Source organism: Sphingobacterium sp. xlx-96 (genome assembly GCF_011007365.1).
In the GTDB taxonomy this organism is placed as follows: Bacteria; Bacteroidota; Bacteroidia; order Sphingobacteriales; family Sphingobacteriaceae; genus Sphingobacterium; species Sphingobacterium luzhongxinii.
This window is the reverse complement of sequence record NZ_WFKM01000013.1, coordinates 89,658-116,032: the sequence shown is the minus strand read 5'-3', so window position 1 is coordinate 116,032 and position 26,375 is coordinate 89,658. Positions and strand designations below refer to the sequence as shown.

The following is a 26,375-nucleotide window of genomic DNA, read 5'->3' as shown; positions in this document are numbered from 1 at the left end:
CTAAATTGATATTAAAAGTCAAAACCTGCAATCTCAGCTATCTTTTTAGGGATATCCGTATTCTCTAGCTTCTGATGAAAAGTTTCTGCTCCTTGTCCTATGGCGTAAACCGGCACGTAGGCTGCTGAATGGTTTTTTGAAGCCCAGGCTATACTTCCCAGCTTGTTCAATAACTCGATGCTCAATGTTGCTATTTTATCATCACTAGCGTACAGGCTCTTTTCAGTTTCATTGTGATGATCCACAAAGCTCTTTTTATAGGCCTCATAGATCGGACGTTCCGCTTTTTCGGACACTTTCACAGCAGACCACAGCCCTAAATTATCGCTCAATAATTTCTTAACCTCATCCCAACTCGCATTGGGATTAGACTTGCGCAACTCGCCTATCTTTGCTGATAAAGCACCTTGGGAAACCTTCTGATGTGCCAATACTTTTGTATTCAGGGTTGAACTTCCATTTCCAATCCCAAGCCCTCCGGTTTCATGGTCGGCCGTAACAACGATTAGGGTTTCTTTGGGATATTTGCGGTAAAAATCGTACGCTATTTTTACAGTCTCGTTAAAGTCCAAAACTTCCTTTATTGTAGTTGCTGCATCGTTAGCATGCGCAGACCAGTCGATCTTACCTCCCTCTACCATTAAGAAAAAACCAGTTTGATTATCTTTACTTAATGAAGTAATAGCTGCCTGTGTAATATCTGCTAGTTTGAAATCGGCTTGATTTTGATCGATAGCAAATTTCAGCGAACTAGGATCGCCACCATCTACATCCATCAAGACTATTTTTTGGCTTTTATTTTTCTCTTTGTCGAAAGCTGCCTTTCCTTTTACCACCTTATAACCTGCTTTTTCCAATTGAGGCAATAACTCTGGCATACTTTTTTTGTCAAAGGAAGTATTGGGTTTAAGAAATCCAGATCCCCCAAAGAAGTCAAAGTTAGATTTTATAATATCCTTACCGATTTCATAGTACATATTCCGATCTGCTTGATTGGCATAAAAAGAGGCCGGTGTAGCGTGATCGATACTGACACTGGTAGTGATACCGACTTTTAGCCCTTTCTGTTTAGCAGCATAAGCAATACTTTTATACGCAACAGTGCCTGTACTATCCATACCAATGACACCATTCTTTGTTTTTTTGCCTACAGCTAATGCCGTGCCGCCTGCTCCGGAGTCAGTAATGCCATGTGACAACGAATAGGTCGAGGCAAAACCTACGTAAGGAAACTGTGTGAATACTAATGGAACTACTGCGTTTTTCCCTTGGATTTCGGCCTGATGAATCTCTGCGAGATTAACTTGATTCAGCCCCATACCATCACCGATTAGATAAAAAATATATTTTGGTTGCTGTCCAAAAATCTGAACACTAATGAAAAAGGTGAGTAGGAGTAGGTGAAGTTTTTTAAATTGCATGATTAAAGTAAAATAAATTACGTCAAATATAACACTGGAATATAAAGTTATTGTTAAACAAAACAAAAACTTCTATTCAAACAAAAACGTTACAGTTTTGTTACACTTAATAAATATAACCAACAAAATTGTAAAGCCATGGAAAATAACCTTTTGCAAAATATCAAAGCCTACTTTACTGATGACGTCATGAATAAACTCGCGAACCATCTCGGAGAGGACAAAGAACAGGTCCACAAGGGAGTCAATATTGCGATCCCTTCGCTATTGCTTGGATTGCTAGGACGAAATCAGGAAGGATTATCAAGCATTCTACAATCTGCCAAGCATCTGTTCAGCGGATTTGATCTTCACGACACCTTAGGAAAGTACTTTTCCAAAGACGACCAGGGCGAACGATCTCATTTTGAGAACGATAACCTTATCACCTCTATATTTGGCGATAAATTGGAGGGAATCCTACAGTCTGTCGGTAAATATCTGGGCATGAGCCCACAATCTGTCAGTGGATTGTTTGGAGCGTCAATACCTGCTGTAATATCGGGTATCACGAGTAAAGGAGGGCATTGGGATGTAACGGAGATCATGGAACAGCTAAACGGCAGCCGATCCGCAATAACGGCGGCTATTCCGCCTGGACTTGGATTAGGTGCTTTTGGTAGCATGTTTGCCGCGGCAGAGGCTCCTAAAGAACTCCATAGCCCAGACCCTAGTCGACCCATAGCAGCTGCCCCGAGTATGGCCTATACCCAAAAGACTGTAGATAATGCAAAGAGAGGTGCTGGATTTTGGTGGATACTCATTCCGATCGTTGCTCTCGCACTATGGTTTATGTTCGGTAAAAGTTGTAGCAATAAAGCCGAGTCGGAAAGCAATACAGCTGTCACGAGCGTAGACAGCAACCTTACGACCGGAGATAGTCTTTCGGGAGCTACTTCCCTTATCGATGTCGCGCTACCTGACGGAAATTCATTAAAAGCATATGCTTCGGGCATTGAAGATCAGCTTGTTCAATTCTTGCAGTCTGATTATAAAAGTTGGACCGATGATCAGTTGAAAGCAAAATGGTTTAATTTTGATAATCTTAATTTTGAAACCGGCACTGCCAATGTCACTCCGGAGAGCCAAGGGCAGTTAGAAAATATTGGAAAAATATTAAAACTATTCCCTGGGGTGAAGATAAAAATAGGTGGCTACACCGATAAAAGAGGAGATGAAGCCCTTAACAAACAGTTATCTCAACAACGTGCTGATGCCGTGAAGGATTACCTGGACAAACAAGGACTCGGTAGCCAGGTAGTAGGAGCAGAAGGCTACGGTTCGGAATTTGCAACTGCAGCTTGGGATGCCTCAGAAAAAGAACGTGCAAAAGATAGACGGGTAGCGATTAGTATAAGGAATTAGGAGATCGTACCTAGGCAAGCTTATCTAACTTTTTTAAAGGCGTCTTTGTCATAGGGTGCCTTTAAAAAACTTTCCTTATTTTTGAACGAAAGTGGGGTAGAAACACCTTCTATTACTAAAGTCAAGAATGGATATACTGCTAAAGAAAAAACTGGAAGAAGCGTTCGAATCGTATATGTATAGTTTTTACACCGAATTCAAAAGATTCTCGTTGGAAGATTTTGGGACATTTGCGACCACGGTGTTAAACTGTTATATTAATAATAAATCGATCGAAGCAGACGACAAGTCCGAAGCAGCGTATTATTTGACCAGCCTATACAACAAAGGAATAGGCAATCGCATCACCGAGGAGCACCTTCAGATAATAACAAAATCAATAGTAGAGGATTACTCCATTGATTTCATAGTTGCTCAACGTCTATTCTAACCGAAAACGGAAGGGGCTACCCCTGAAAGGTCCAGACCAGGTTTTTCAATGCATATCCGGATTGCTCGGCATAGGCCAAGTATTTATCCCTTATTTCGGTATCTATAGTCTTGGTACGTGACAGTATCCAGAGGTAGTCCAGATTATCTCCAAATACCAGCGCATGCTGGTAGCTTTCGTCTATATGCATAATATGATAGCCTGAATAAAAGGGTCCAAAAAACGAAACCTTTAAAGCTCCCTCATTTTGGGCTCCTGCAAATTTGGCTTTTCCTACCGAACGCTTGGTTTTGTGTGTTTTTATATGCACTCCTGTATTAACGACTTTAATACTCCCATCCTTATTCAGGCTATACTCCGCAGTTACATTTTTTAAGTTCCTCTCCCAATAGAAATCCAATCGTGCAATCTCGTACCACAGGCCCAGATAGCGTTCCAATTCGAAGTTCTGAATTACGGGAAGATTACTCTTTACAGGTTTCCATATATTATACACCACCGCTCCAGCGGCTGCTCCTGCCAACAATAAAAGTGATTTCTTTTTATCCATATCTTATTAATAACAGTCGCATTTAGTAAAAGTTTAATCATTTTTCTAATTTTGTAAAAATTTAAGGTTTGTATTCGCGAGAAGAAGTAAAAAAGTTAAAAGAAGAATTCTGGACAAGTTTTGGACAGTTCATGTCTCCTGTACCGTCTGCTGATATGGAAAAAATAAATTGGGTCAACTACAGGACCGGTGTAAAACATCTGTTTTTCCGTATGGATGCAACCAACAAATCAGCAAGCATAATGATTGAGATAACGCATCCCGACGAAGGGATACGGGCATTGATGTTTGATCAATTCCGGGAATTTCAGGCACTGCTCCATGACGCAATGGCGGAAAATTGGGACTGGTATCCAGAATACCAAGACGACTATGGCAAAAGGACAGCCAGGATCAGCCACTCCATCACAGGGATATCCATTTTTAAGAAAGAAGACTGGCCTCAGTTGATTTCCTTTCTTAAACCGCGATTGATTGTATTGGACGAGTTCTGGTCCTCCGCCAAGTATGCTTTTGATATTTTTAAATAATTATATAAGGATGAAAACAAATAAACTAAGTCTTATCGCTTTATTACTGGTCTTATTTTCTTTGGGACAACAGCAACAGGTCTACGGCTGGGGAATGACAGGACACCGCGTGATTGCAGAGATAGCTGACAATCATCTCACCAAAAAAGCGAAAAAGAACATAGAGAAGATAATCGGTAAACAGAAGATCGCCTACTGGTCCAACTGGGCCGATTTTATAAAGTCTGATCCAGATCCGACATTAAACGAAACCGGATCCTGGCATTTTGTCAATACGGAAGCAAACCTAAGTTTTGAGGCTTTTGACGCGGCACTAAAGGCATCACCAGAGGATAACCTTTATAAAGCATATCTGCGCATTAAAAAAGAAAGCAAGGACAACAGGGAGCTACCTCTTTTACAACAACAACACAATCTTTACTACATCATTCATTTATTCGCTGATGCACATCAGCCTATGCATGTGAGCAGAGCTGTAGATCAGGGGGGGAATAAGATCGAAGTTTCATTTTTTGGACGCAAGACAAATATTCACCGTGTATGGGATTCTGAATTGGTAGACAACGAAAAATACAGCTTTATCGAGTATGCACAGGTTTTGGATATATACAACAAAAAATACTACTCAAAATATCAAAGTTCATTTGAACGTGCATTGTTCGAATCCCATGAGCTAGCAAATAAAATATACAAGGACGTAGAATATAACACCAATCTGAGCTATAAATATAGCTATGACTACAAATACATCATGGAAGAATGTCTGCTTAAGGCAGGAATCCGCCTTGCTAACGAACTTAATGAAATCTACGGTTAATCTATCGTATAATATTCAGAAACTTCGCACCGACCATGATCGCGTTGGAAGCACGTATACCGTTGCTGGTACGGACATAGTCTACCCGAAATAAGCGGTATTTACCCCACCCGATATTATCAAGCCCTACCGAGAACTCTTGGTAGGGCTTTTTATTGATCGTACTCAAAAGGTGATAACCGACAACTGTTTGTAGCTGCAGTCTATTGACAATTGGGATCTTATTTAACCAATAGCCTTTAAAGTTATGTTCGGCATGTAGTTCAACAAAAGACTTGTTCGTACTATGACTGTAATACGGTAATGTCAAAAAGTTGTTGAGATATTGACTCGATGTACCGATATGTGTTTGATTGCCGTTAAAATGCCGATAATCTGTAAAAGCAATATCTTTGGCATTGAAATATGTTCCGGTAGTGAGGGCATACGCAAATAAACCTTTATTCCCAATGGACATCTGTTGTCTTAGATGGAGTATAAGTTCCTGGTAATTATATGTGCTGAACGATGAAGCGAATGCGTTACTAAAGCCAATATCGATGGTGGGGTAGGCGCTGCTGTGTGTATAATCCAGCCGATTGGGTTTCTTGTCTATAGATGTCTTCAGATGGATGGTCATATTCAAAGCGGCCTTCCATAGCGCATGATCCTGAAATGCTGGAAGATCAAAATCAGACTCAGCTAACGGATTATTAGCGGTGTAAGTACTGTTGGTAGAAGAAAAAGTATAACTGGTATTGTTAAACACATTACTCCGTCTAAAGTAACCCAGCGATGCTTTTACCTGCAGATTAGGAGTCAGATACTCCTGATAGCCGGCACGGATAAATTGAGATTGATATAATTTCATATAATTATCCCCCAAAAACAAACTATATACCGAATTCAAAAACGGAGATATGGGACTGTCGGCATTAAATTGATTCAACGTCGTCCCGCCCGACAAAGCCAATGTTGCGTAGGTAATCGTATTAAAACGCATCTTAAAGTCGCCATGGGTATATAATCTTTTATCTGCAAGACCATAATTGAAATGAACACCAACACTGTATCTAGCCCCTAATCCCGCATCCCCAACCGTCGCAGACAGCGATGTTTTGAAATTGAACCCCTGAACTGTATTAAAAGACGTTCTAAATAAAGATAAGGGGGACTGGTATTGTAGAGCTAATTTTCGAGGTGTATCTTGATAGTGGTAACCGAAAAAGATGTGTTTAATCTTAAATGTGCTTCGAAGCCGGTCAATCGAGTCTATATAATGCGGCGAATTTATAATCGCTGCAATGCTGTCTCGACGGTGGTAATCGGTGATCTCATCTTCAGCTAGGGGAACCTTTCTGTTTTTCGCCCAGTAGGACTCGTCTTGCGAATTGGCATTTTCCTTAAACTCACTGTTGATCTGTCCGAAAGTCGACTGTTCAAACCGTTCTACGTAGATGTAGTTAGTAAACGTATGGGTAAAATGACCTTTAAAACGAAGGCCCATAATTCCCGCTTTGAAGTCCAAGGTCTGAAGCTGTTTGGACCATAGCCTGTCGTATCTATTATACGTGTATTGCTGCGTCAGGAACAAGGTATCTAACACAGGTTGATTTATACTAGATCCTAATAGCACGAAATCCAGACCGTACACTTGCCATGTCCCTTCTACAATATAGAGCTCACCTTCAACTACGGGTTCGGATTTCCGTTTGGCCTCAACAGCTATTTTGAAAATAAGCTGCCCTTCTTCCTCAAAAGAACCCAACAATCGATACCTGTAGTAAGAAAAAGCTTGATCCGCTATGGGAGAAATAATCTTCGCAGTACCCAAGTCCAGGAAATTGCTGTATAGATCAAATTCGGTGCCTTGTGCTCTATTAAAACTAAAACCTTGATTTTCTCCACTGACCTTGGATGCTAAAATCGTTTCTTTCATCTTGTTAGGCCTATCCACAAGGATACGGGATATCGTTTCGGAAAGATATAATATACCTGAACCGGAGCTATCCAAAAGCTGCTTGTCATCCTCCAGCTTGGCACCCAGTATTTTTTTCGGCAAGTTGATCGCCGACAAGGAACCTTTTGAATAAAAATCAGCTTCAAATTTGTCACGTGCATCGGCATTATTATCTCGATGAGCAATAGTTTTTCGTATCAGGTTGTCGGCTGGATTGCCTAAGTTCCGAATTAAGACTTCTTCAATGGAATAGACTTCTTCTTCCAGTACGACATCCAATTCAACGGGGTGCTCGCTGCCTGTCAATGCCACGGTTTTTGTCTTAAATCCTAACCGTTGAAACACGATGATTATGGACGATGTGTTTGGAGCTTTAAGTTCATATTGCCCCATGCTATTGCTCGAAGTCGCTGTATACGTCCCTTGAACACTAATCGTAACTGCACTTAAGGGAATTCCCGAAAGCTGTGTAATAGTACCACGGATCTGCGCTTGCGTCCGCACAGTAATCAAAAACAACAAAACAAGAAATAAACACGTTAGAAATGATCGCATAAAACTTAAATTAAAAGTATTAGGTTGGCCTTCCAAAGGTAACTAATTCAGCCTTTTAAAGCGCTGTTTTTATGTTAAATAGATTGGTATCGATTTTTTAAGCACTTTGTATGCAAATTCTAGAATTTTTGCTTGTCTGTTTTCATCGGTAAATCGTACCTTTGCGCTATGTCTGAAAAAATAATAATCCTTGATTTTGGTTCTCAATACACGCAGTTAATTGCGCGCCGCGTTCGCGAATTAAGTGTGTACTGTGAAATCCATCCTTTTAATAAAGTTCCTGATTTAGATGATACCGTGAAAGGGGTTATCTTTTCAGGCAGTCCATACTCTGTACGTCAGGAAGACGCACCTCAAATTGATTACAAATGTATTCAGGAAAAATTTCCATTGTTAGGTGTTTGCTATGGCGCGCAGTATCTAGCTCAACAGTCTTGTGGTGAAGTATTACCTTCAGCGATCAGAGAGTACGGCAGAGCTAATCTGCAATTTGTGGACAATGATAATGCGCTATTAAAAGGGGTGCCAGCACAATCTCAGGTGTGGATGTCTCATGGTGACACCATTAAGGAAGTTCCTGCAAACTTTAAAATCATAGCAAGTACAGACAAAGTGCGCGTTGCAGCTTACCAAGTAGAAGGAACCAATACCTACGGTATTCAGTTTCATCCGGAAGTGACGCATAGTACTGACGGTCAAGTATTGCTTAAGAACTTTGTGATTGATATCTGCGGGTGTACGCAGGATTGGACGTCAGAATCGTTTGTAGAGAGTACTATTGCAGATCTAAAAAAAGATCTTGGCAATGACCACGTAATTATGGCCCTATCAGGAGGTGTTGACTCTACAGTAGCAGCAGTATTATTACAGCATGCTATCGGAGATAGATTGCATTGCTTTTTCGTAGACCATGGTTTGTTGCGCAAAGACGAATTCGAACAAGTATTGGATTCTTATAAAAACATGGGGCTTAATATCAAAGGGGTCAATGCCAAAGAATTATTCTTTAGTAAGCTAGCCGGTGTAACGGAACCGGAGCAAAAGCGAAAGATTATCGGTGGAGCCTTTATCGATGTATTTGACCAAGCTTCAAGAGATATACAAAGTGAACTCCCTGAAGGAAGCGAAGCGAAATGGTTGGGTCAAGGAACTATTTACCCCGATATTATCGAGTCAATATCTGTCAAAGGACCTTCAGCGACAATAAAGTCGCACCATAACGTAGGTGGTCTTCCTGACTATATGAAACTCAAAGTGGTAGAGCCTTTAAAGACTTTGTTTAAAGATGAGGTACGCCGTGTTGGTAAAACGCTAGATGTAGATCCTAATATCTTAAATAGACATCCTTTCCCTGGTCCTGGTTTAGGAATTCGAATTTTAGGTGATATTAACGAAGAAAAGGTACGGATTTTGCAGGAAGCAGATGACATCTATATACGTAACTTAAAAGAATCGGGTTGGTATGATAAGGTATGGCAGGCTGGAACAATATTCCTTCCTGTTCAATCTGTAGGAGTAATGGGCGATGAGCGTACTTATGAACACGTTGTAGCGCTGCGTGCGGTGGGATCACTGGATGGTATGACCGCAGATTGGATTCATTTACCTTATGAATTACTAGCTAAGATATCGAATGAAATAATCAATCATGTTAAAGGAATCAACAGAGTTGTTTACGACATCAGTTCAAAACCACCAGCAACCATTGAGTGGGAATAAAAAATTGAGAAATTCAAGCATATTAGTAGCTCTTGCATTAGCTTTAGGTGTATCTTCGTGTACACCTAAAGTTGGTGTATTGCGATCTCCAGATTACAAGGGAAATGTGGGGAGCAGCACAAGTACAGAATCTGGAGAATCTTCGAAATCTAACGACAACGAGACAACAGGTTCTAAAAAGGATAATGCAGCTAAAAAATTTGTAGGCCGTAACATCGCCTTGGTCTTACCTTTCCAACTGGACCAGATTTCCGAAAGTACACTGGCAGACAAAGACATAAAACGTTCGGCTCTTGCTTTGGATTACTACCAAGGTTTTCAGCTGGGACTAGAGGAACTAGCAAAAAAGGGGGCAAATTTCAATCTTAATGTTCTAGATTCCCGTGACAACGCAAATTACAGCGGTAACTTAGCACTTTCTTCTGAAATACAGAGGTCATCGCTTATTATCGGGCCGGTATATCCTCAGGAAATAAAAGCTTTCGGGAGTAATCTAGCAGATAAAGAGACCTTACAGATTAACCCATTAGCAGCATCTATGCCGACAGAGTTTAACCTGCCAAACCTTGTTTCACTGACGCCGCCGATAAAGGCGCACAGCAATGCTATTGCAGCGCGAGTGGCACGTGAATACAACGTAGGAGATGTAGTCATTATTTATAATACAACAGATTCGGACGGAAAACAATTTCTCAACGGCATGTCGACAGCGATCAAACAAGCTAAAGGAAATATAAATGTCATCTCGGTATCTTCTACAGGCCAACTCAACGATAATCTTTCGTTGACAGGAAACAACCTGATTGTGACAGGTACGACAGACAAGCTTCAATTGAAAACGTTGTTGAATAATTTGACGAAGAAGTATACAGAAAATGCGTACAACTTCCAGTTATTCGGGCATCCCCTTTGGGATCGCTATGATTTTAATATGTATCCAAACTTCTCCGATCTGAACCCGACAATCACGAGTGAAAGTAATCTAAAGCCTTGGTCAAATACGGTAAAGGCTTTTAAAGAGATCTATTATAATACTTACGGAGTTAATCCTTCAGATCAGTCTTATAAGGGATACGACTCTGCACTCTATTTTGGAGGATTGATTAATAAGTATGGGGTCGATAAGCTGAAAGAAAAGTTAACGATAGAGCCTTATAATGGTTTGTTCAGTTCTTACAGATTCAGACACAGCGAAACTTGGGGGTATGCCAACGAGTCTGTTTCTTTTAGAAACTATCGTTCCGGGTCATTTCAATTACAATAGATATTTATGGAAATTAATGAGCGAAGAGTACTGCAACAGGTAAGAAATTTTGAACGGGCATTGACAGGTTATGATAATAAGGAACCTTTGGCAAGATACCTAACTCGTTTTTTTAAAGAAAATAGACAAATGGGGTCATCTGATAGAAAGATGACCTCTCGTTTTTGCTATAACTATTTCAGACTGGGCAATGCTTACCCGCAATCAGATCCTGTAGAACGACTTATACTTGGTGAGTTCTTATGCGAGCAACATTCAGACCTGGTTAATCTCCGAAATAAGGAGCTAGCCGATTCTATGGCCTTGCCGCTTTCCGAAAAATTAAGTATGGCAAACGCTCAAAAAGGTTTTGCCCTGGATCGTTTATTTCCAATTGCTGATGCTTTATCAAAAGATATTGATCGGGATATTTTCTTCAGCAGTCACTTTATACAGCCCAACCTATTTATCCGGATAAAAAGAGGACAGGAAGCCCGGGTAAAGGATTTAATAGAAAAAGAAGGTATCCAAGCTGAATCTATTACAGCTCAGACTTTGGCATTGGCTAACGGTACAAAACTTCAAAATATCAAAGGTTTGAACGGCCTTTACGAAGTACAGGATCTTTCTTCGCAGTATACACTAAATTTTATGGAGTCCAATCCCGGTGAAAACTGGTGGGATACCTGTGCCGCATCGGGAGGAAAGGCATTGATGCTGCTCGACACTCAACCGGCAATAAAATTGTTAGTCTCGGATATCCGGCTTTCCATACTCCGTAATTTGGATGAGCGTTTTCAGCAAGCAGGAATAAAGCAACCGTATCGAAAGAAGGTAATCGATCTAACGGATGTAGACAACGTAAAAGCAATACTACAGAACGAGCAATTTGACGGTGTTATTGTCGATGCACCTTGTTCGGGCTCTGGGACATGGGGACGGACACCGGAAATGATACAGGATTTTGATGTCAAAAAACTCGAAACCTTTACGACATTGCAAAAGCAAATTGTAACACAGGTCATTCCCTTTTTAAAGAAGGGGAAACCCCTGATTTATATCACCTGTTCGGTATATAAATCTGAAAATGAAGACATAGTAAACTACATACTAACACACTTTGCTATGCGATTGGATAAGATGGAAGTGATAAAGGGTTACGAAAACAGGGCGGACAGCATGTTTGCGGCCCGCCTAATTAAAGCTTAAACTTAGAAGCTTTAATCACATTTGCTAGGAATTACTAATACAGGGCATTCTGCCTTGCGGATGACGGATTCTGAAACGCTGCCCGAAATAAAATGCTCAAATCCCGTCCTTCCATTTGTTCCTAGTATCAATAAATCTGCCGACCATTCATGTGCGACAGTAAGTATTTCCTCCCGTATATTCCCAATACGGGTAAAAGTAAAAATTTCATGAGTCGATGTAAACTCGCCCGCAAGACGCTCTAAATAGTCTTGCGCCGCTTGTTGCTGAATTTCGGCTACTTCTGCAACAATAATAGGTTGTTGTCCTAAGAGCGGATCAGCGCCATAAGATGCTGGTGAAGTAGGTGGCACTACTGTCACTAGAGCCAATGCCGCGTTTTCTCCTTCCAACATAGATTTGGCATAATCTAGTACTTTATGTGAACAAGGGCTATCATCTACTGCCAATAGTATCCTTTGAAATTTGGAAAATCCCATAACTTTTTAGTTTTTTAGAAGTATATTCGTTCTTAAAAAACAAGGACACGCTATTATTGTTTTAAAAAATAAAAGTAAAATGATTCTTTCAGCTTGTAATCTGCGTATAGTACCACTTCGTGCAGACGCATCACACCGCAGCGAGATGGTTAGCCAAGTTCTTTTTGGAGAGGCTTTTGAAACTCTTGAGGAGGGAAATGACTTTGACTATATCCGTCTCTTAGATACGTGCTACGAAGGTTGGATTCAAAAAAATCAATCGGCACATGTTGACGGTCACCTGCCGTCAGATTGGATTGTTGACATATTTGGAGCTACTGCTGTTTCCAAAAAAAATACTGTACATCTCATTCATGGCACGAGCGTAGAAAAGAATGAAATGCGGATCGGTGAAGAGAACTTTCTGATAAATGGAGCGCTGCGTCAAGCTGTACTTCACGATTTCGATATAGAGTTTCCTAAGCTAATTTCTTATTACAACAACAGTCCTTATATGTGGGGAGGCCGATCTACAATGGGCATCGATTGCTCGGGCTTTAGTCAAGTCGTCTACAAACACTTTGGTGTCCAACTCAAAAGAGACGCTTGGCAACAGGCCGAATCAGGTCAAATGGTAGATTTCTTGACGGAGATAAAACCGGGAGATTTAGCCTTTTTTGATAATGAAGCTGGACGTATAACACACGTAGGTGTTATGATCGACAATGAGACAATCATCCATGCCGCTGGCCGGATCCGGATAGACAAAATGGACAATGAAGGTATTTTCAATGCAGATCTAAACAAATACACGCACAAATTGCGCATCGTAAAGCGCTACTTTTAATTATATTTTTTTTATTTTGAAAGACGATAATCCATACTTCTACTTAGCGAGTTCACAACTATTTCCCTTTACTACATCTGTACCAACAGATCGAAGTGATACCGACTTGCTCGCCGCTGCACAGAACGCACTTGAATTGATCGAATCAGGAAACACTGCCGAGGCGCTAAGCCTGTACACGACAGTGATTGAACAACATCCTCAATTACCTTTCTTTTATGCTTGCAGAAGTATTTTAAATACCCATTTAGAAGATGAGGAAGGTGCATTTTACGACTATCAAGTAGCCAAAAAATTGGATTTCAACTACCACAATTTCTTGGAATGGCAAGAAAATAAAGGAGCGATGCTTCTAGCTCAAGAGCTGAAGGAGATGAATGAAGAGATGAAACAGCATGACGCTTCCGCCCAATCCTTTATCAACAGAGCGATGCTCTGGGTACAACATTTCGATTACGAACAGGCTATTGATGATTACAGTCTAGCCCTTTCTATTGGCGACAACGCAGATGTACGCGTATCTAGAGCTGCCGTTTTTATGCGCATGCTTCATTATGATATGGCACTAATGGACCTAAATGCAGCCATTAACCTAAATCCGGAACTGCATATGGCCTTTCTTTATAGAGCAAAATTATTTGTTGCTATACGGGAAGACAAGGCAGCGCTTGCGGACTTTGAACATGTATTACAGTTAGCTCCCGATAATATAGAAATATTTGAAGAAAGAGCCAGCTACTATGAAAAGATCAACGATTGGCAGGCAGCTATTGCTGATTATACACAGGTTATTACGCGCAATCCAACTGATTTTTACTGTTACGTATTGCGAGCGGATGCATTTGAACACATAAAAGATTGGCATCGCGCTATTGCGGATTACGATGAAGCTATTCGATTGAACCCACATTACTCGGACTTGTACCAATATAGAGGCGAATTGAAAAAGAAAATAGGGGATGAGGACGGTGCTTCCCAGGATTTTAACACCTTTGAAGAACTAGAACAGGAATAGAATGGGAAAACCCAACGCGCACCTAAAGCGGATAAAAGATCTGGCCGCTAAAAATCTGGAAGAAGGGGAAGCTTTCTTAGCTCAAAACAAAAATAGGGAAGGGGTCATCGGTTTGAGTGCGGATTTACAATACGAGATCATTGTTATGGGAAATGGCGCAATCCCTACTTCCAAATCAAAAGTACTATGTCACTATCAAGGGGCACTATGGAATGGTGTTGTTTTTGACAGCTCCTATAAGCGAAAACGTCCGGAAGCACTATTGCTGAAAGAGTTGATCCGTGGTTGGCAACAGGCATTATTGCTGATGCCGGTTGGTAGTAAGTGGAAACTCTATATTCATCCCCGCCTCGCCTATGGATTTGAATCAATAACCAAAGATAGCGGAGGCAATTGTACGCTAATATTTGAGATTGAGCTGATTGCTATTTTATAGGAAGTAATACCAATAGCACGAGTTACATATGACAGACCTGGCGCTATTGGTATAATTTAGCATTAGGGATAAACACCTAAATTTCTGACAGCTTAAATATATCTTTAACTCTTATTCCTTTTTCGGTATGTTGTAACGTACAGCATTCATTCACCGCATCATGTTCAAAAAAGAGGATATACTCTTTGTCTGCAATTTCCTGCCAGTAGGATTGACGCTCTTGCATGGTGGTCAATGGGCGCACATCATAACTCATGACATAGGGGAGCGGTATGTGACCGACCGAAGGCAAAAGATCTGCCATATAGAGTATTGTTTTTCCTTTATAACTAATCTGGGGCAGCATCATCGCTTCGGTATGACCAAATGCATAACGCACATCGATATGCTGGTCATAGGCTTCGCCCTCTTTGAGGAATTTCAATTGACCACTTTCTTGAATAGGAAGTATATTTTCTTTTAAAAAAGAAGCCTTTTCACGCGGATTGGGATTCACAGCCCAGTCCCAATGCTGTTCATTAGACCAGAAATGGGCATTCTTGAATGCAGGAACTAATTTATCTCCCTCACGGACTATAGCCCCTCCACAATGATCAAAATGGAGGTGCGTGAGAAATACATCAGTAATATCGCTACGATGAAAACCATATTTCGCCAAGGACTTGTCTAGTGTATCGTCCCCATGCAAATAATAATGACTGAAAAATTTGTCATCCTGCTTGTCGCCTAGGGCTGTATCGACGAGTGTAAGTCGATCTCCGTCTTCGATAAGCAAGAGACGATTGGCCCAGGTACATAGGTTATTGGCATCCGCAGGATTCGTACGTTGCCAGATAGATTTTGGAACCACACCAAACATAGCACCACCATCCAACTTAAAATAACCTGTATCTATACTATATAACTTCATCGTCTTTATTTTTTGGTTTCAGCAAACCTACATAAAATGCAACGCATTCACGAAGATCAGCTATAAAATGCTTTAACTTTGGCCTCTAAATGTCGAATGACATGGCCTACAAAATCCTTTCCTGTAAGATCTCCTGCTAACCCTAATGCGCCAGGGCTGAAAACATTAATCTCCATTATCTTGTCGCCCACGATATCCAGACCGACAAGATACATACCATCCGCCTGGATTTTGGCACTAACCTGCTCTACGAGATGAAGTATCTTTGGATCGATAGCCGCTTTTACAGCTTTCGCTCCCTGGTGTATATTGCTCCGGATCTCGCCCTCTTTCTGCACACGCTGTACCGCAGCATACGCCCCATCCAACATTATAGGTTGACCATCCAAAAGGAAAAAGCGAAGATCACCTTTGGTAGCTTCCGGTAAATACTCCTGTGCGATCACATAGCCGTCTCGGGCTATCACGTCGACGGTTTGCTTTAGGTTATGTCGCTCTTCTGGCGTTATTAAAAAAACATTCTTCCCACCCGAACCTTTAACAGGTTTTAATATTATTCTATCGTTTTGGGAGTCCATAAAGTTTACTACATCCGAATAGAAGCGAGTGACCAGTGTTTTTGGGCGCACAACCTTTGGGAAATTCTCCAGATACAGTTTGTTACTGGCCTGTATCAATTGATCTGGATCATTAATAACAAGACGGCCCATTCTCTTTATCAACTGGGCAAATTGTAACCCCATTGAAGCTGCCCAAGGTCTGTTGTACATATCTAACACCGGGTCAAAACGAAGCCAGAGCACATCGATATCCTGCATGTGATAACGAACTTTAGCGGCACTTCTGAGTTTAGCTAGCATCTCTTCTTTTGAAGCAATCTGGCTGTTCGGTTCTATAATCCGTACATGAGCTTCAATATTTTTATCGTCGACATAAACGAAATCAGCAAGTCCAATGTAAATGATCGTGTGTCCACTTTGCAACGCGTTAAAAGCAAGTAGTGTTGTTGTAAAACCATTCTCTTCTTTATGTGTCTGATTAATCAAAAATGCTATGTTCATAGGGATATACTATTGTATTAATTTAAATATACTTCCTTCGTGTTTAATAAAATTCAATTGTTCATCATACGCTCCACTTAAGTAGCGAGGAGTGATGACTGGCATATTCATGTAACCGCGCTGAATCAAATCCTGAATAATAGGGATATAATCTTCGCGTATCTTTCCAACGGTAAGCAACTTGAGGTCCTGCCCGTTTTTAATATAGGTGATGAGTTCTATCAAACCTTGTAGATAGAGCGCATCCTTGGTCAGTCCGCCGCCTCGGTATACCCTCATCGTAATATTAAAGGACATTTCATCGCTGAAGAGATGTTCTTCCATCAAAAGAGCAAATGTGTCCATAAAGGTATGTCCCATTAACATGTTGCGCACTGCAATCACACGACCGGCCAATATGCGTAACCGTTGGTTGGACAATCCGCCTATCAGGTATTCTGCGAATACGGCTAGCCCCTCCTGCAACTGCTCATATCCCGGTACTCCTAAACTGAATAACTGTAAGGGTTGTGCCTTACCGTTAAAGTAAGTCGCAATATGGGTGCCTACTTCATGTTGGATCAATGCCGGCGCGCGCGCTGGCGATATCTGATAGTCTGCTCCGATATTAAGGACACCTCTATTAACCATCACGCCCGATATGTCGGAACGAACCCGCACGGTAGTATGCAAATCTGGAGCTTGACTACTCAGGTATGCTATTTCTTCCCTGGCCATTTGGGCAAACTCCTTGGCATTGAGCCTTTCCTCTTCTCGGGATATCGGCACAGAATTGTGCGCTATGACTGTCAATATGGATTGTGCGATTTGTAGCAGATTATCACTGACATTGCCAAAAACCTGCAGACTACCATGCATAAAATCCTCTGTATTGCGGTCGGCCAGCATACTCATCATTTCGTCCAGTTCCCGACGCTTGTCCCGGAATAGGTAAGCAATAGTGGGATCATAAATATCTTCAATGCGTAGATTGTAGAGATTGCGCTTTACCAAATCGGGGTCAATAGGCATGGGTCTGTATTGAAATACTGGGGACTTACTAAATTTTGATTTTTTAAAGGACTCCCATGCCTCAGGCACATTCAGTGGTGTAACTAATAGTAGAAAGTCAAAACGTTGGCTTTCTGTGGTAAGTGATTTATCTATATCGAATACGTTAGGCGTGATCTCCTTACGAAGATGGAATCGAAAGGTAGCGGGATTTTGGTCTGTAAATAACCGTACATATTCAAAAAATACACGTAACAGAATTTTCCCCAATGATTCTCGATAGTGCCGCAATAGGATAGGGAGATACTCACCATTGCTTAGTTGATAGCTCTTACGGATTGACATCCCGATGATGTAAATGCTCTTCTCAAGGGATTCCTTTAAGCTAAAGATACGCTCACAACCGGGGGGATGGGGCAACTCTTTCAACTTCTGAATCTCGGAAACAATATCCTGAGCTTCTGTTTGTAGGTTTTTGTGCATATACTCAGCCAAAGGCAAAATGCCTTTTTGCCCCACCAAAATAGCTACGTCCGAAGCTTGATCCGGTAATCCGCTCCATATCTCTACCAATAAACAAGATCCGAATTGCTCTTGGATACTAGTAGCAATCTTTCGCAATAAGGTAACACCATCGGCACTGTTCTGTTGGATTATAATACTAGCTAACTGCGACTTGGCCAAATTAGACAACATTTTATCTTTGGCACTAATCGGAGATCTGTAAATAAATATACAGGGCACAATCTTACTAAAGACCAACTTTCCGATATTGGGAATCTGGACGTGAAAGGGTTGCTTTGCCTTTATGGCACTCCATATAAAGTTTAAACGTCTCTCATCGCTCATACGCAAAATAGTCTTTTAAGGTCTGTACCGTATTTATCAGCAATTGCTTACAGCCCGCGATCCGCTGTACGTCTGGCTCACCCGTCCATTCATTCATAAAATCCTTACGGAATTCTACGGAGAACACACACCCCTTATCCCCAAACCTGGAATTTATAAACTGATTCAGATAGCCTCCTTTAAACTTGATATTTTCTCGAACATCAATAGATCCGCCGTACAATTTCTGATTTTGGATAGCCGTCAGGAAGTTCTCGGTCAATATGCGCCATTTCAGATCGTTGTAGTATGTTCCAAGATTAATCTGCGGATTTGCTTCCTCATCGATAGCTTGTGATATAGACTCACGTTTGACATTGTAACTGTGTACATCCAGCACTACAAAGAAGCCATACTTTTGAATAGTAGTTTGTATATTTCGTTCGATAATACGATATGTATCCCGGTGCTTCTTATAAAGAATTTCTAAAAAAGTAACTGGAAAATTGTCCTTCCAAACAGTCAAACCCCAAGCCTGATCCGGCCGGAGGTAAACAGACTGTTCGACGCTGCGATTCAGATCCAATTGAAAACGTGAGGTGCCGACCACAAACTGGTTGATCGGCAATTCTGCGATCAACGCTGTATAGGGATCTTCTTCTCGCAAGCGCTGTTTGCTATTCAAAAGTAAATACGGTAATAAATCTTGATCAATATGATGTCCATCATGTATAGCAAAGGACCAAAAAGGACTATCGACAGTCTGAACATGATAACTAACTTGTAATGACATAGGCTGAAGATTATATCTTTATGAATAGAACAGTAAGGAACACAAAAAGTTTTTTGTTAAAGTGTAACCGTTCCGAAATTATAGACGACTAATGGTAAAAGAACATTTAAAATATGGAAAAGGAAACAATGCTGGCGGTGATGTCTACAGGACTTTTTGCTGCTATAACACTCTCGATTTACTTCATTATGCGGTTTAGGTCCGTTCGAATCCAGAACAATGATACTCCACCTATCAAAAGAGAACCCTACGACTGGCAGAAACCCGGAATAGTTGTACTTGGGATAGGTGCCGGAATTCTCATTGTCGGAATTCTTAGAGAATTTAATTACTTTCATTCGGAAGATTCAATCCCTATGGGGATCATTACCATATGTGCAGGTATTTCTATGATCGTTGCGAATAAATTGGATAAAAGTCAAGAACCGAAAGATTAAGAATGGACCAAATCTATATTGATAAGGTTTTGGCGGGAGACCCATATGCTTTTAGGTATTTTCTGACAACCTACAAGCATATGGCTTATTCGGTAGCACATTCTATTGTAAAGCAGGAGCATTTGGCCGAAGAAGTCGTTCAAGATGCTTTTATGCGTTGTTATCAGTCGTTGGCGAAGTTTAAGCAGCACTCCAAATTCAGTACATGGTTTTATCGTATCGTTGTAAATTGTGCATTTAGCGCCATGCGTAGACTAAAACCAGAGTCCGTCAGTTTTGATCTTCAAGAGCATGATCTGATCTGGGATGAAAATGCATTCGATAGGCTAGTCAAGAAAGAGCAGGAGCAGGTGGTTCAACAAGCGCTGGTAAAGCTTCCTGCAAACGAAGCTTTAGCATTACGTCTTTACTACTTGGAGGAACTGGCCATACAGGAGCTTTGCGAGATCACAGGCTGGACAGATTCAAATGCGAAAGTGATCTTATTTAGAGCGCGCAAGCACCTTTACAGTGTTCTGTGCCGATTAATGAAAGAAGAATATTATGGAACATAAAGATGAACTCTATTCGCTGCTCAAGAGCAGCAAACTCGAAATGCCATTTGTTGATTTCGAAGAGCAGGCAATGAACAACATCCTTAACTATGAGCGCTCCAAAAAGGAGATGACCAAAAGTAAGAAAATGGCCATCTTATTCTTCCTCATAGGTACCGTCTTTGGTATGATGCTCAATTATGTTGGCAGTTTATTTGTAACCTCATATGGTCTATCGGAAAACCTCCAGGACAAACTATCATTCTTTTCTCAACTGGTGTATGTCATCTTGATCTTGCTTTTTAGCGACAAGCTCTGGAAGTTTTTCAAAATTAGCAAGAACAGGCCTATTAAAAACTAAGCTTAGCGCCACCATAAAAATTGCGTGTGGGAGCAGCGTTAAAATAACGTCCACCAAAAGCATTTATGTCGTTACCTAAGCTGTACTTTTGATTAAGCAGATTATCAACCCCGAGAAAAAGCTGTAGGTATATACTCTTCGACAATGGAAGTACATGACTAAATTTTCCTTGTAGTAGATGATACTTTTTGGCAAATACAGTATTAGCATCGTCTAAAGGCATCGCTGAGGTATAGTTGTGATAAAGATTAATCCCCAACTGATGAAGGAATTGTAATTGTAGGGTATTTGTCCACACCCAATTTGGTACTGCGGTCATGCGATTACCGCTATAATCCTTATCAGCCACTTTATAATCTCCAAATTGATAATCGTTATAACTTAAAGCCGAGTGCCAGTTTAATCCGAGTAAGAACGGAACATACGTCGTAACAGGGATTGTACCCCAAAATGAGAGTTCAACTCCTTTTTGCTTCATCTGACCGGCATTCTGATAATATTCTACTCCTGCATCGTTCAAGCTTCGAACGATCCCATTCCTCATTTGGTACGTATAAGCCGCAATATCAATGATTAGTGCGTTACTATTGGTTTTAACTTTATACCCCACTTCATAATTCGTTCCGGATTCAGCGTGGAGATCGCTATTAATTCTATTGTCCGACGAGCGTACTTCGGCCAAAGTTGGGGTAGAATATCCTTTTGCAATAGACATGCGCCACGACATAATATCATTCAATACGTAAGACGTAGCTATTCTTGGCATCCATTGTGTATCAAATGATAGGCTTCCTTGAGCAGGTACTGTGGTAGGAAACTTCCGGTCATAGTAGATATGACTTCCATTCAGACCTATTGATCCCTCCATATGCCAGTTTTTCACGAATTCGACCTGTGCCCGATAAAAGACACTCCATTGCGAGTTTGTCATGTCATCTTTGGCCTGAACTGCTCCAGGGATCCCGCTGTTGTTGTTGTAATTATCAATATCACTACTCCCTTTTATAGCCTCAAAGCCAAATTGCATCTGCCAGGACAGCGCTGCGTCCTCACGATCTAATGATAAATAACTACGTAATCCCCAATTTTTCTCGATACGCTTCTCGTAATTTGTGATAAAAGGATTTTTAAAATCGGTATACGACCCAAAAAGAGCCAATAGATAAGAAATGTTCTTGGTGATTTGCAGTTGATTTGATATCCCTCCAAATCCTGTCTTATTGTATATCGCTGCTTGCTGTTCTTTTGCACTGGGGTTCGTTCCGGCAGCAGGGCGATAAGTACTTGGATCGGCATCATACTGAATCGCATTAAGGCCTCCCGGGGTTTGATACCCCATATCGGTATAAAGTCCAAATACACGGAGCTGTGCTTTTCTATGGTATTGCCATTGGTGAGCGGTTTGAATCGTCTTTTTGTTTAGCGCTGAATGATCCCTATAACCATCCGAACGTATAAAAGATTGATCCAAGGAAAATTGATAGGTCGGGGCTAGCTGTTGCTGCAATGACAAAGTCTGCTGAAACATTCCATAGGATCCGGTAGTTAATTCAAGTGCGCGCTTATTCTCTAGCACCTCAAAGCCTTTGGGTCTAATCTGCAAAACCCCGCCCGAGTTTGCTCCGAAAAGTGAACCATCAGGTCCTTTAACGATTTGGATAGCATTGATCCCTACAGGGGCTAATAAATTAATGTAGGTATTGCCACCAGCATCTGTCAGGGGGAACTCATCGATATAGACTTTCGTATTGCGCACTCCGAAGGGAGATCGAATTAAACTGCCGCGCATAGCGAGACGATAGGAGCCTGGAGACCGTTCTTCCATCCGGATGCCGGGTACGGTATTTATCGCCGACACCAACGAAGTCGTCGATTGTCGTGCTAGCGCCTCTAGCGATAACGTCTGCGTGGCGGATGTCACTTCTAGCAAAGATTGCTTCGCAAAATAAACCTTGACATCGATAGGTTGTAAATCTATTTTAGCAGTATCCCTTTTTGTTTGTGCATGTACGTTGGTAAGCGATAATACGGCTAATAACGGGATAATCGAATTAAAATGCTTCATTAAGTCCCAAAAATAAACCTTTTTGACCGAACTTTCCAACGGCATAGTCGATACAAAGATTGGTACGTGTCATTTTATTAAACAGAACGCGTAAACCTGCACCGCCCGAAGGCTGCCAGTGTCGGAACAATTTCGTCCCCATCTGATCGTCTACTGTCTGTACATTTCCAAACACCACTCCGCTCAAAAATCGGTTAGGCAGAATAGGGAAGCGATACTCCACCTCGCCATAAGCGTAGGAATTACCTTTAAAATAGCCGTTCGTGTACCCTCTTCCACTTTTCGCATAGGGGTCTTTACCCGTCCCAGGTAAGTCTAGATAGGCCAGCTTACCGCTGAGGTTGTAAGATCCATAATACCAGAATGCCAACACATGATTTGGCTTTTCGGTAGACAATGGTATGTATTTACGAAAATCCGTAAGGAGCTGTATGGCGTTTTTTGAACTTCCCATCCAGGTTTGGTTGACTCGAAATACGACGTCCGTGTAGATACCTTTATAAGCATTATTCGGATTGTCACGTGTCATATACTGCAAGTTAAACATCAGTCCATTGTTATTATTGCTCACAGGATCAAATCCATTCCATTTGCTGTAAATCTCAACAGGGGAGGGGTCAATATCCGTTAATGTGCTGATATTGCGTTTCAGCTCAAAATATACGCCTGCGCCGACAAAAAGTCCAGGACTTAACTTTTTGTATACACGCTCGTTAAAACCATACACAGTATATTTATTTACAAAGCGTTCGCGATTTGGGTTGTTCAATGTCAATTCTTCTTCCGTAGGATTGGACAATGGATTACCGATTCCCATACCATAGTCTAGGCCGACCATCTTTGCGATATGTAGACTTCCCTTAAGGTTCCATTTGTTTTCCTGCGTATAGACGTCATGAAACAAATAACCGACGATAATACCACGAGTCGTGTAACTTAGCGCAGTAGCAAATACGGACATACTCGTATTCTTCCTCTCTCCAAAATGTATGCCTCCAACCGCTTTAACACCTATTTGAAAACCAATACTTGGATTGTAATTGATGTTGGGCAAATACGATACACCGGATCTCCTTTTCGGAATACTGTCTTTCTTCTTTTTATTAAAAGGGTTAATATCTTGAAAAAGGTCGACTACGTCATAAAGGCTGTCAGGCGCTAAATCGGTACTATTATGTTTTCGTACAAAAAGACTATCCGTATTACGCTGGTCTTCGATCTCTTGTGCAAAGGAAATCATGGCAAATAGGTTACCCAATAATAGGATTAGCAGGTTTTTCATACGGTTTCTCATTGCGCGTTAAGTAGTACGAAAGTAATTATAAGTTTCGGTATTCATAGAGATTTTACAAAGATTAAAACAGTTTCTCGCTAATATTTGTTATTTTGGTATAGAAGCAATTAATTAATATTGTTTTGAAGATAGAATATCATTAACAAGCTTAAAACCAATCCTTATGTTAATTAAAAAAGAAGTATCAGGAAGCAAAGGTGCTTTTGTTGCCTATGAGGAAAATAAAAAAATCGGTGAAATGACCTACTCTGTAGCTGGGGCTGATAAAATAATAATCGATCACACGGAAGTAGATGCCGAACAAAAAGGAAAAAATATAGGTAAAATATTACTTCAAAAAATCGTTGAGAATGCTAGAGATAATAACATTAAAATCATACCATTATGTCCATTTGCAAAGGCAATGTTTGACAAGGATGTGGATATCAGAGATGTGTTAGCTTAAGCAGCTTCGATCGACGGCAGGAGATAGCTCATGTTCCTGATGTCCTACCTAAAATATTCCAATTGTCCCAACAAGCCGGTCAATCCACCGGTATGTATAAATAAGATACTGCTTCCCTTTTTAAATCTACCCTTTTCTAAAAGGTCATGTAGTGCAAACAGGGCCTTACCTGTATACGTGGGTTCGATCATAATGCCTGTTTGTCGCACAAAGCTCTGGACAAAACGGATAAGGTCGGGTTTAGATTTTGCATATCCTCCAAAATGGTAGTCGGTGTGAAATTCTGTTTTAACTGTTGAAGCACCTAACGCTGTCATTTCCTCTTTGATAAACAATCCCCCTTTCAAGACAGGCACTACATGTAAAACAGTGTCTAAGCTGTGTCTTGTTATTCCTAACGAGAGACCGGCCGCCGTGGTGCCTGTACCGGCTGCAACGAAAATATGGTCATACCGTTGCTCTAACTCATCTAATAATTCGGAGCAACCCTGTGCCCCCTCCACGCCAGCACCACCTTCATCGATCATCAAAGCGTTTGCGTTACCTCCTAACGATTCAAACAGCTGTTTTTTATCTTTATAATCTGCTCTGGAAACAAAGATCAGCTCCATACCGAATAGTCTGCACATATCCAGAACCGGGTTGGAGACCTGATCGCCACGTATAAAGGCTTTTGCTTGAAATCCCTCGACTGCGGCTGCACAGGCCACTGCTAGAATATGATTAGACCAAGCACCTCCAAAAGTAATTAAAGTGTCTTTATTTATACGCTTAGCTTTTAATAGGTTATACTTCAATTTCCTCCATTTATTTCCCGAAATAAATGGATGTATCATATCGTCCCTTTTGATATAAACTTCTACAGATTTTTCGGTATGAAGCGGGTGGAGAAGTGGCTGTTCGGGACTAAAGATGAGCATAGCAAAAATAGGAGTAATTAATATTCAATGTATTGAAGTAAGTATGCGCTAAAGTTAGCATTTTTCCGTCTAATTCACTTACTTTTGTGCTATGAATGAAGACTTAGATATACAGGAACAGGACGAACAGGAGTTGTATGAACATATACGGATAGTTGCTGATAAAGGGCAGGCTCTGCTTCGTATTGACAAGTTTTTGATGAATAGGGTCGAGAATACCTCGCGCAACCGTATTCAGAATGCTATCGATGCTGGCTCAGTATTGGTCAATGACAAAGTAGTAAAGGCGAGCTACAAGGTCAAACCTTCGGATATCATCACATTAGTACTACCAGATCCACCAAGGGATACAGAAGTCTATGCGGAAAACATTCCATTGGATATTGAATATGAAGATGATGACCTGCTACTGGTCAATAAGAAGGCTGGTATGGTGGTGCACCCCGGCTTTAATAACTATACGGGCACCTTGGTCAACGCTTTGACGTATCACCTAAACCAGTTGCCAACTCTCCCCGGCAATACAGGACGCCCAGGACTGGTACACCGGATCGATAAAGATACATCGGGACTACTTGTTATAGCAAAAAATGAATGGGCGATGACTTTTTTGGCCAAACAGTTTTTTGAACACAGCATAGAGCGACGTTATGTGGCCTTGGTCTGGGGCGATATCGTAGAAGATGGCTCGGTGAGCGGATATATAGGTAGGGACATGAAGGATCGTCGGATCATGAGTATGTACGATGACCCTGAGAAAGGAAAATGGTCTGTAACACACTATACAGTTAAGGAGCGATTCGGCTTTGTGACACTGATCGAATGCCAACTGGAAACAGGAAGAACACATCAGATACGTGCACATATGAAATCAATAGGGCACCCACTCTTTAACGATGGAAGTTATGGGGGGGATCGGATACTTAAAGGAACTGTTTTCTCTAAGTATAAGCAGTTTGTAGACAACTGTTTTGAGATAATACCTAGACAGGCACTTCATGCTCGATCTTTAGGTTTTCAACATCCTAAAACAAAAAAAACGTTGAACTTTGAAGTACCATTACCTGAAGATTTTCGTTTAGCATTAGAGAAATGGCGTGCATACGGTACAGAGAAGCATCTTCAGTAGCCCGTCACTATTAGCAGAAACGATTGAATTTTAATG

General features: G+C 41.1%; 26 protein-coding genes. 15 read left to right on the top strand and 11 right to left on the bottom strand.

The window, feature by feature from the left end; all coding sequences use genetic code 11:
- Window positions 1-11 precede the first annotated feature (11 nt).
- A complete protein-coding gene (locus tag G7B20_RS16585) occupies window positions 12-1,421 on the bottom strand; it encodes an alkaline phosphatase (protein WP_164112543.1) in 1,410 nt (469 codons plus the stop codon).
- 138 nt (window positions 1,422-1,559) lie between these two features.
- Here G7B20_RS16585 and G7B20_RS16580 point away from each other — a divergent pair, with 138 nt between their 5' ends.
- Window positions 1,560-2,825 (top strand): OmpA family protein, encoded by a 1,266-nt coding sequence (locus G7B20_RS16580; protein WP_164112542.1) that lies wholly within the window; start codon window positions 1,560-1,562, stop codon window positions 2,823-2,825.
- Window positions 2,826-2,952: 127 nt separating this feature from the next.
- Window positions 2,953-3,255, top strand: a complete 303-nt coding sequence (locus tag G7B20_RS16575; protein ID WP_164112541.1) for a hypothetical protein — start codon at window positions 2,953-2,955, stop codon at window positions 3,253-3,255.
- A 16-nt stretch (window positions 3,256-3,271) separates the two neighbouring features.
- Here the strand turns inward: G7B20_RS16575 and G7B20_RS16570 are convergent, their stop codons facing one another.
- Window positions 3,272-3,805 (bottom strand): lipocalin family protein, encoded by a 534-nt coding sequence (locus G7B20_RS16570; protein WP_164112540.1) that lies wholly within the window; start codon window positions 3,803-3,805, stop codon window positions 3,272-3,274.
- Between the two features lie 68 nt (window positions 3,806-3,873).
- Between G7B20_RS16570 and G7B20_RS16565 the strand changes: the two genes are divergently transcribed.
- Window positions 3,874-4,335 (top strand): DUF4268 domain-containing protein, encoded by a 462-nt coding sequence (locus G7B20_RS16565; RefSeq protein ID WP_205600253.1) that lies wholly within the window; start codon window positions 3,874-3,876, stop codon window positions 4,333-4,335.
- Between the two features lie 10 nt (window positions 4,336-4,345).
- Window positions 4,346-5,152 carry a S1/P1 nuclease gene (locus G7B20_RS16560; RefSeq protein WP_164112539.1) on the top strand — a complete coding sequence of 269 codons (807 nt, stop codon included), beginning with the start codon at window positions 4,346-4,348 and terminating at the stop codon, window positions 5,150-5,152.
- Window position 5,153: 1 nt separating this feature from the next.
- On the opposite strand, the gene G7B20_RS16555 is transcribed toward G7B20_RS16560, so the two are convergent.
- The gene (locus G7B20_RS16555; protein WP_164112538.1) at window positions 5,154-7,646 is read right to left on the bottom strand and encodes a DUF5686 family protein; all 2,493 of its coding nucleotides are present in this window, start codon (window positions 7,644-7,646) and stop codon (window positions 5,154-5,156) included.
- Between the two features lie 168 nt (window positions 7,647-7,814).
- Here G7B20_RS16555 and guaA point away from each other — a divergent pair, with 168 nt between their 5' ends.
- From guaA to G7B20_RS16540, 3 genes are read left to right on the top strand one after another with little or no spacing between them, the layout of a single operon-like run.
- A complete protein-coding gene (guaA, locus tag G7B20_RS16550) occupies window positions 7,815-9,365 on the top strand; it encodes a glutamine-hydrolyzing GMP synthase (protein ID WP_164112537.1) in 1,551 nt (516 codons plus the stop codon).
- Window positions 9,295-10,629, top strand: coding sequence for an ABC transporter substrate-binding protein (locus tag G7B20_RS16545; RefSeq protein ID WP_240452848.1), 1,335 nt, complete (start codon window positions 9,295-9,297; stop codon window positions 10,627-10,629). Before guaA ends, G7B20_RS16545 begins: the two co-directional genes overlap by 71 nt.
- Window positions 10,630-10,635: 6 nt before the next feature.
- The gene (locus G7B20_RS16540) at window positions 10,636-11,817 is read left to right on the top strand and encodes an RsmB/NOP family class I SAM-dependent RNA methyltransferase (protein WP_164112536.1); all 1,182 of its coding nucleotides are present in this window, start codon (window positions 10,636-10,638) and stop codon (window positions 11,815-11,817) included.
- Window positions 11,818-11,828: 11 nt separating this feature from the next.
- Here G7B20_RS16540 and G7B20_RS16535 read toward each other — a convergent pair whose 3' ends face one another.
- On the bottom strand, window positions 11,829-12,296 hold the full coding sequence (locus G7B20_RS16535; RefSeq protein ID WP_164112535.1) for a universal stress protein: 468 nt from the start codon (window positions 12,294-12,296) through the stop codon (window positions 11,829-11,831).
- A 79-nt stretch (window positions 12,297-12,375) separates the two neighbouring features.
- Here G7B20_RS16535 and G7B20_RS16530 point away from each other — a divergent pair, with 79 nt between their 5' ends.
- Genes G7B20_RS16530 through G7B20_RS16520 form a run of 3 tightly spaced genes read left to right on the top strand, consistent with a single transcriptional unit; the run spans window position 12,376 to window position 14,573 of the window.
- Window positions 12,376-13,122, top strand: a complete 747-nt coding sequence (locus tag G7B20_RS16530; RefSeq protein WP_164112534.1) for a C40 family peptidase — start codon at window positions 12,376-12,378, stop codon at window positions 13,120-13,122.
- Window positions 13,123-13,138: 16 nt separating this feature from the next.
- Window positions 13,139-14,137, top strand: coding sequence for a tetratricopeptide repeat protein (locus G7B20_RS16525; protein ID WP_164112533.1), 999 nt, complete (start codon window positions 13,139-13,141; stop codon window positions 14,135-14,137).
- A gap of 1 nt (window position 14,138) precedes the next feature.
- Entirely contained in the window at window positions 14,139-14,573 is a 435-nt protein-coding gene (locus tag G7B20_RS16520; protein ID WP_164112532.1) for an FKBP-type peptidyl-prolyl cis-trans isomerase, read from the top strand.
- A 76-nt stretch (window positions 14,574-14,649) separates the two neighbouring features.
- On the opposite strand, the gene G7B20_RS16515 is transcribed toward G7B20_RS16520, so the two are convergent.
- Genes G7B20_RS16515 through G7B20_RS16500 form a run of 4 tightly spaced genes read right to left on the bottom strand, consistent with a single transcriptional unit; the run spans window position 14,650 to window position 19,155 of the window.
- Complete coding sequence (locus G7B20_RS16515) at window positions 14,650-15,483, bottom strand: MBL fold metallo-hydrolase (protein WP_164112531.1); 834 nt, start codon at window positions 15,481-15,483, stop codon at window positions 14,650-14,652.
- A 56-nt stretch (window positions 15,484-15,539) separates the two neighbouring features.
- The gene (locus G7B20_RS16510) at window positions 15,540-16,544 is read right to left on the bottom strand and encodes a glutathione synthase (protein WP_164112530.1); all 1,005 of its coding nucleotides are present in this window, start codon (window positions 16,542-16,544) and stop codon (window positions 15,540-15,542) included.
- A gap of 9 nt (window positions 16,545-16,553) precedes the next feature.
- Entirely contained in the window at window positions 16,554-18,383 is a 1,830-nt protein-coding gene (locus G7B20_RS16505; RefSeq protein ID WP_164112529.1) for a flavohemoglobin expression-modulating QEGLA motif protein, read from the bottom strand.
- On the bottom strand, window positions 18,373-19,155 hold the full coding sequence (locus G7B20_RS16500; protein ID WP_164112528.1) for an N-formylglutamate amidohydrolase: 783 nt from the start codon (window positions 19,153-19,155) through the stop codon (window positions 18,373-18,375). Before G7B20_RS16500 ends, G7B20_RS16505 begins: the two co-directional genes overlap by 11 nt.
- A 113-nt stretch (window positions 19,156-19,268) precedes the next feature.
- Here G7B20_RS16500 and G7B20_RS16495 point away from each other — a divergent pair, with 113 nt between their 5' ends.
- The 3 genes from G7B20_RS16495 to G7B20_RS16485 are packed head-to-tail and all read left to right on the top strand — an operon-like array spanning window position 19,269 to window position 20,486.
- Window positions 19,269-19,592: a hypothetical protein gene (locus G7B20_RS16495; protein WP_164112527.1), complete on the top strand. Its 324-nt coding sequence runs from the start codon at window positions 19,269-19,271 to the stop codon at window positions 19,590-19,592.
- A gap of 2 nt (window positions 19,593-19,594) precedes the next feature.
- Window positions 19,595-20,146, top strand: a complete 552-nt coding sequence (locus G7B20_RS16490; protein WP_164112526.1) for an RNA polymerase sigma factor — start codon at window positions 19,595-19,597, stop codon at window positions 20,144-20,146.
- Entirely contained in the window at window positions 20,136-20,486 is a 351-nt protein-coding gene (locus G7B20_RS16485; RefSeq protein WP_164112525.1) for a hypothetical protein, read from the top strand. Before G7B20_RS16490 ends, G7B20_RS16485 begins: the two co-directional genes overlap by 11 nt.
- Here G7B20_RS16485 and G7B20_RS16480 read toward each other — a convergent pair.
- Both G7B20_RS16480 and G7B20_RS16475 read right to left on the bottom strand, forming a co-directional pair.
- Entirely contained in the window at window positions 20,476-22,551 is a 2,076-nt protein-coding gene (locus tag G7B20_RS16480; protein ID WP_164112524.1) for a TonB-dependent receptor, read from the bottom strand. The two genes, G7B20_RS16485 and G7B20_RS16480, sit on opposite strands and share 11 nt — an antisense overlap.
- Window positions 22,538-23,833 (bottom strand): BamA/TamA family outer membrane protein, encoded by a 1,296-nt coding sequence (locus tag G7B20_RS16475; RefSeq protein ID WP_240452847.1) that lies wholly within the window; start codon window positions 23,831-23,833, stop codon window positions 22,538-22,540. Before G7B20_RS16475 ends, G7B20_RS16480 begins: the two co-directional genes overlap by 14 nt.
- 175 nt (window positions 23,834-24,008) lie before the next feature.
- Here G7B20_RS16475 and G7B20_RS16470 point away from each other — a divergent pair, with 175 nt between their 5' ends.
- Window positions 24,009-24,290, top strand: coding sequence for a GNAT family N-acetyltransferase (locus G7B20_RS16470; RefSeq protein ID WP_164112522.1), 282 nt, complete (start codon window positions 24,009-24,011; stop codon window positions 24,288-24,290).
- 44 nt (window positions 24,291-24,334) lie between these two features.
- Here G7B20_RS16470 and G7B20_RS16465 read toward each other — a convergent pair whose 3' ends face one another.
- The gene (locus G7B20_RS16465) at window positions 24,335-25,210 is read right to left on the bottom strand and encodes a 1-aminocyclopropane-1-carboxylate deaminase/D-cysteine desulfhydrase (RefSeq protein ID WP_164112521.1); all 876 of its coding nucleotides are present in this window, start codon (window positions 25,208-25,210) and stop codon (window positions 24,335-24,337) included.
- 91 nt (window positions 25,211-25,301) lie between these two features.
- Between G7B20_RS16465 and G7B20_RS16460 the strand changes: the two genes are divergently transcribed.
- Window positions 25,302-26,339 carry an RluA family pseudouridine synthase gene (locus tag G7B20_RS16460; RefSeq protein WP_164112520.1) on the top strand — a complete coding sequence of 346 codons (1,038 nt, stop codon included), beginning with the start codon at window positions 25,302-25,304 and terminating at the stop codon, window positions 26,337-26,339.
- Window positions 26,340-26,375: the final 36 nt, after the last annotated feature.

Excerpts from the sequence above, each read along its gene's own strand:
- G7B20_RS16485 (WP_164112525.1), top strand. The coding sequence starts at position 20,136 with ATGGAACATAAAGATGAACTCTATTCGCTGCTCAAGAGCAGCAAACTC.
- G7B20_RS16545 (WP_240452848.1), top strand. The coding sequence starts at position 9,295 with ATGTTAAAGGAATCAACAGAGTTGTTTACGACATCAGTTCAAAACCAC.
- G7B20_RS16535 (WP_164112535.1), bottom strand. The coding sequence starts at position 12,296 with ATGGGATTTTCCAAATTTCAAAGGATACTATTGGCAGTAGATGATAGC.
- G7B20_RS16500 (WP_164112528.1), bottom strand. The coding sequence starts at position 19,155 with ATGTCATTACAAGTTAGTTATCATGTTCAGACTGTCGATAGTCCTTTT.
- G7B20_RS16520 (WP_164112532.1), top strand. The coding sequence starts at position 14,139 with ATGGGAAAACCCAACGCGCACCTAAAGCGGATAAAAGATCTGGCCGCT.
- G7B20_RS16470 (WP_164112522.1), top strand. The coding sequence starts at position 24,009 with ATGTTAATTAAAAAAGAAGTATCAGGAAGCAAAGGTGCTTTTGTTGCC.
- G7B20_RS16560 (WP_164112539.1), top strand. The coding sequence starts at position 4,346 with ATGAAAACAAATAAACTAAGTCTTATCGCTTTATTACTGGTCTTATTT.
- guaA (WP_164112537.1), top strand. The coding sequence starts at position 7,815 with ATGTCTGAAAAAATAATAATCCTTGATTTTGGTTCTCAATACACGCAG.
- G7B20_RS16460 (WP_164112520.1), top strand. The coding sequence starts at position 25,302 with ATGAATGAAGACTTAGATATACAGGAACAGGACGAACAGGAGTTGTAT.
- G7B20_RS16570 (WP_164112540.1), bottom strand. The coding sequence starts at position 3,805 with ATGGATAAAAAGAAATCACTTTTATTGTTGGCAGGAGCAGCCGCTGGA.
- G7B20_RS16480 (WP_164112524.1), bottom strand. The coding sequence starts at position 22,551 with ATGAAGCATTTTAATTCGATTATCCCGTTATTAGCCGTATTATCGCTT.
- G7B20_RS16510 (WP_164112530.1), bottom strand. The coding sequence starts at position 16,544 with ATGAACATAGCATTTTTGATTAATCAGACACATAAAGAAGAGAATGGT.
- G7B20_RS16495 (WP_164112527.1), top strand. The coding sequence starts at position 19,269 with ATGGAAAAGGAAACAATGCTGGCGGTGATGTCTACAGGACTTTTTGCT.
- G7B20_RS16575 (WP_164112541.1), top strand. The coding sequence starts at position 2,953 with ATGGATATACTGCTAAAGAAAAAACTGGAAGAAGCGTTCGAATCGTAT.
- G7B20_RS16505 (WP_164112529.1), bottom strand. The coding sequence starts at position 18,383 with ATGAGCGATGAGAGACGTTTAAACTTTATATGGAGTGCCATAAAGGCA.
- G7B20_RS16515 (WP_164112531.1), bottom strand. The coding sequence starts at position 15,483 with ATGAAGTTATATAGTATAGATACAGGTTATTTTAAGTTGGATGGTGGT.
- G7B20_RS16540 (WP_164112536.1), top strand. The coding sequence starts at position 10,636 with ATGGAAATTAATGAGCGAAGAGTACTGCAACAGGTAAGAAATTTTGAA.
- G7B20_RS16465 (WP_164112521.1), bottom strand. The coding sequence starts at position 25,210 with ATGCTCATCTTTAGTCCCGAACAGCCACTTCTCCACCCGCTTCATACC.
- G7B20_RS16475 (WP_240452847.1), bottom strand. The coding sequence starts at position 23,833 with ATGAAAAACCTGCTAATCCTATTATTGGGTAACCTATTTGCCATGATT.
- G7B20_RS16585 (WP_164112543.1), bottom strand. The coding sequence starts at position 1,421 with ATGCAATTTAAAAAACTTCACCTACTCCTACTCACCTTTTTCATTAGT.
- G7B20_RS16555 (WP_164112538.1), bottom strand. The coding sequence starts at position 7,646 with ATGCGATCATTTCTAACGTGTTTATTTCTTGTTTTGTTGTTTTTGATT.
- G7B20_RS16490 (WP_164112526.1), top strand. The coding sequence starts at position 19,595 with ATGGACCAAATCTATATTGATAAGGTTTTGGCGGGAGACCCATATGCT.
- G7B20_RS16530 (WP_164112534.1), top strand. The coding sequence starts at position 12,376 with ATGATTCTTTCAGCTTGTAATCTGCGTATAGTACCACTTCGTGCAGAC.
- G7B20_RS16580 (WP_164112542.1), top strand. The coding sequence starts at position 1,560 with ATGGAAAATAACCTTTTGCAAAATATCAAAGCCTACTTTACTGATGAC.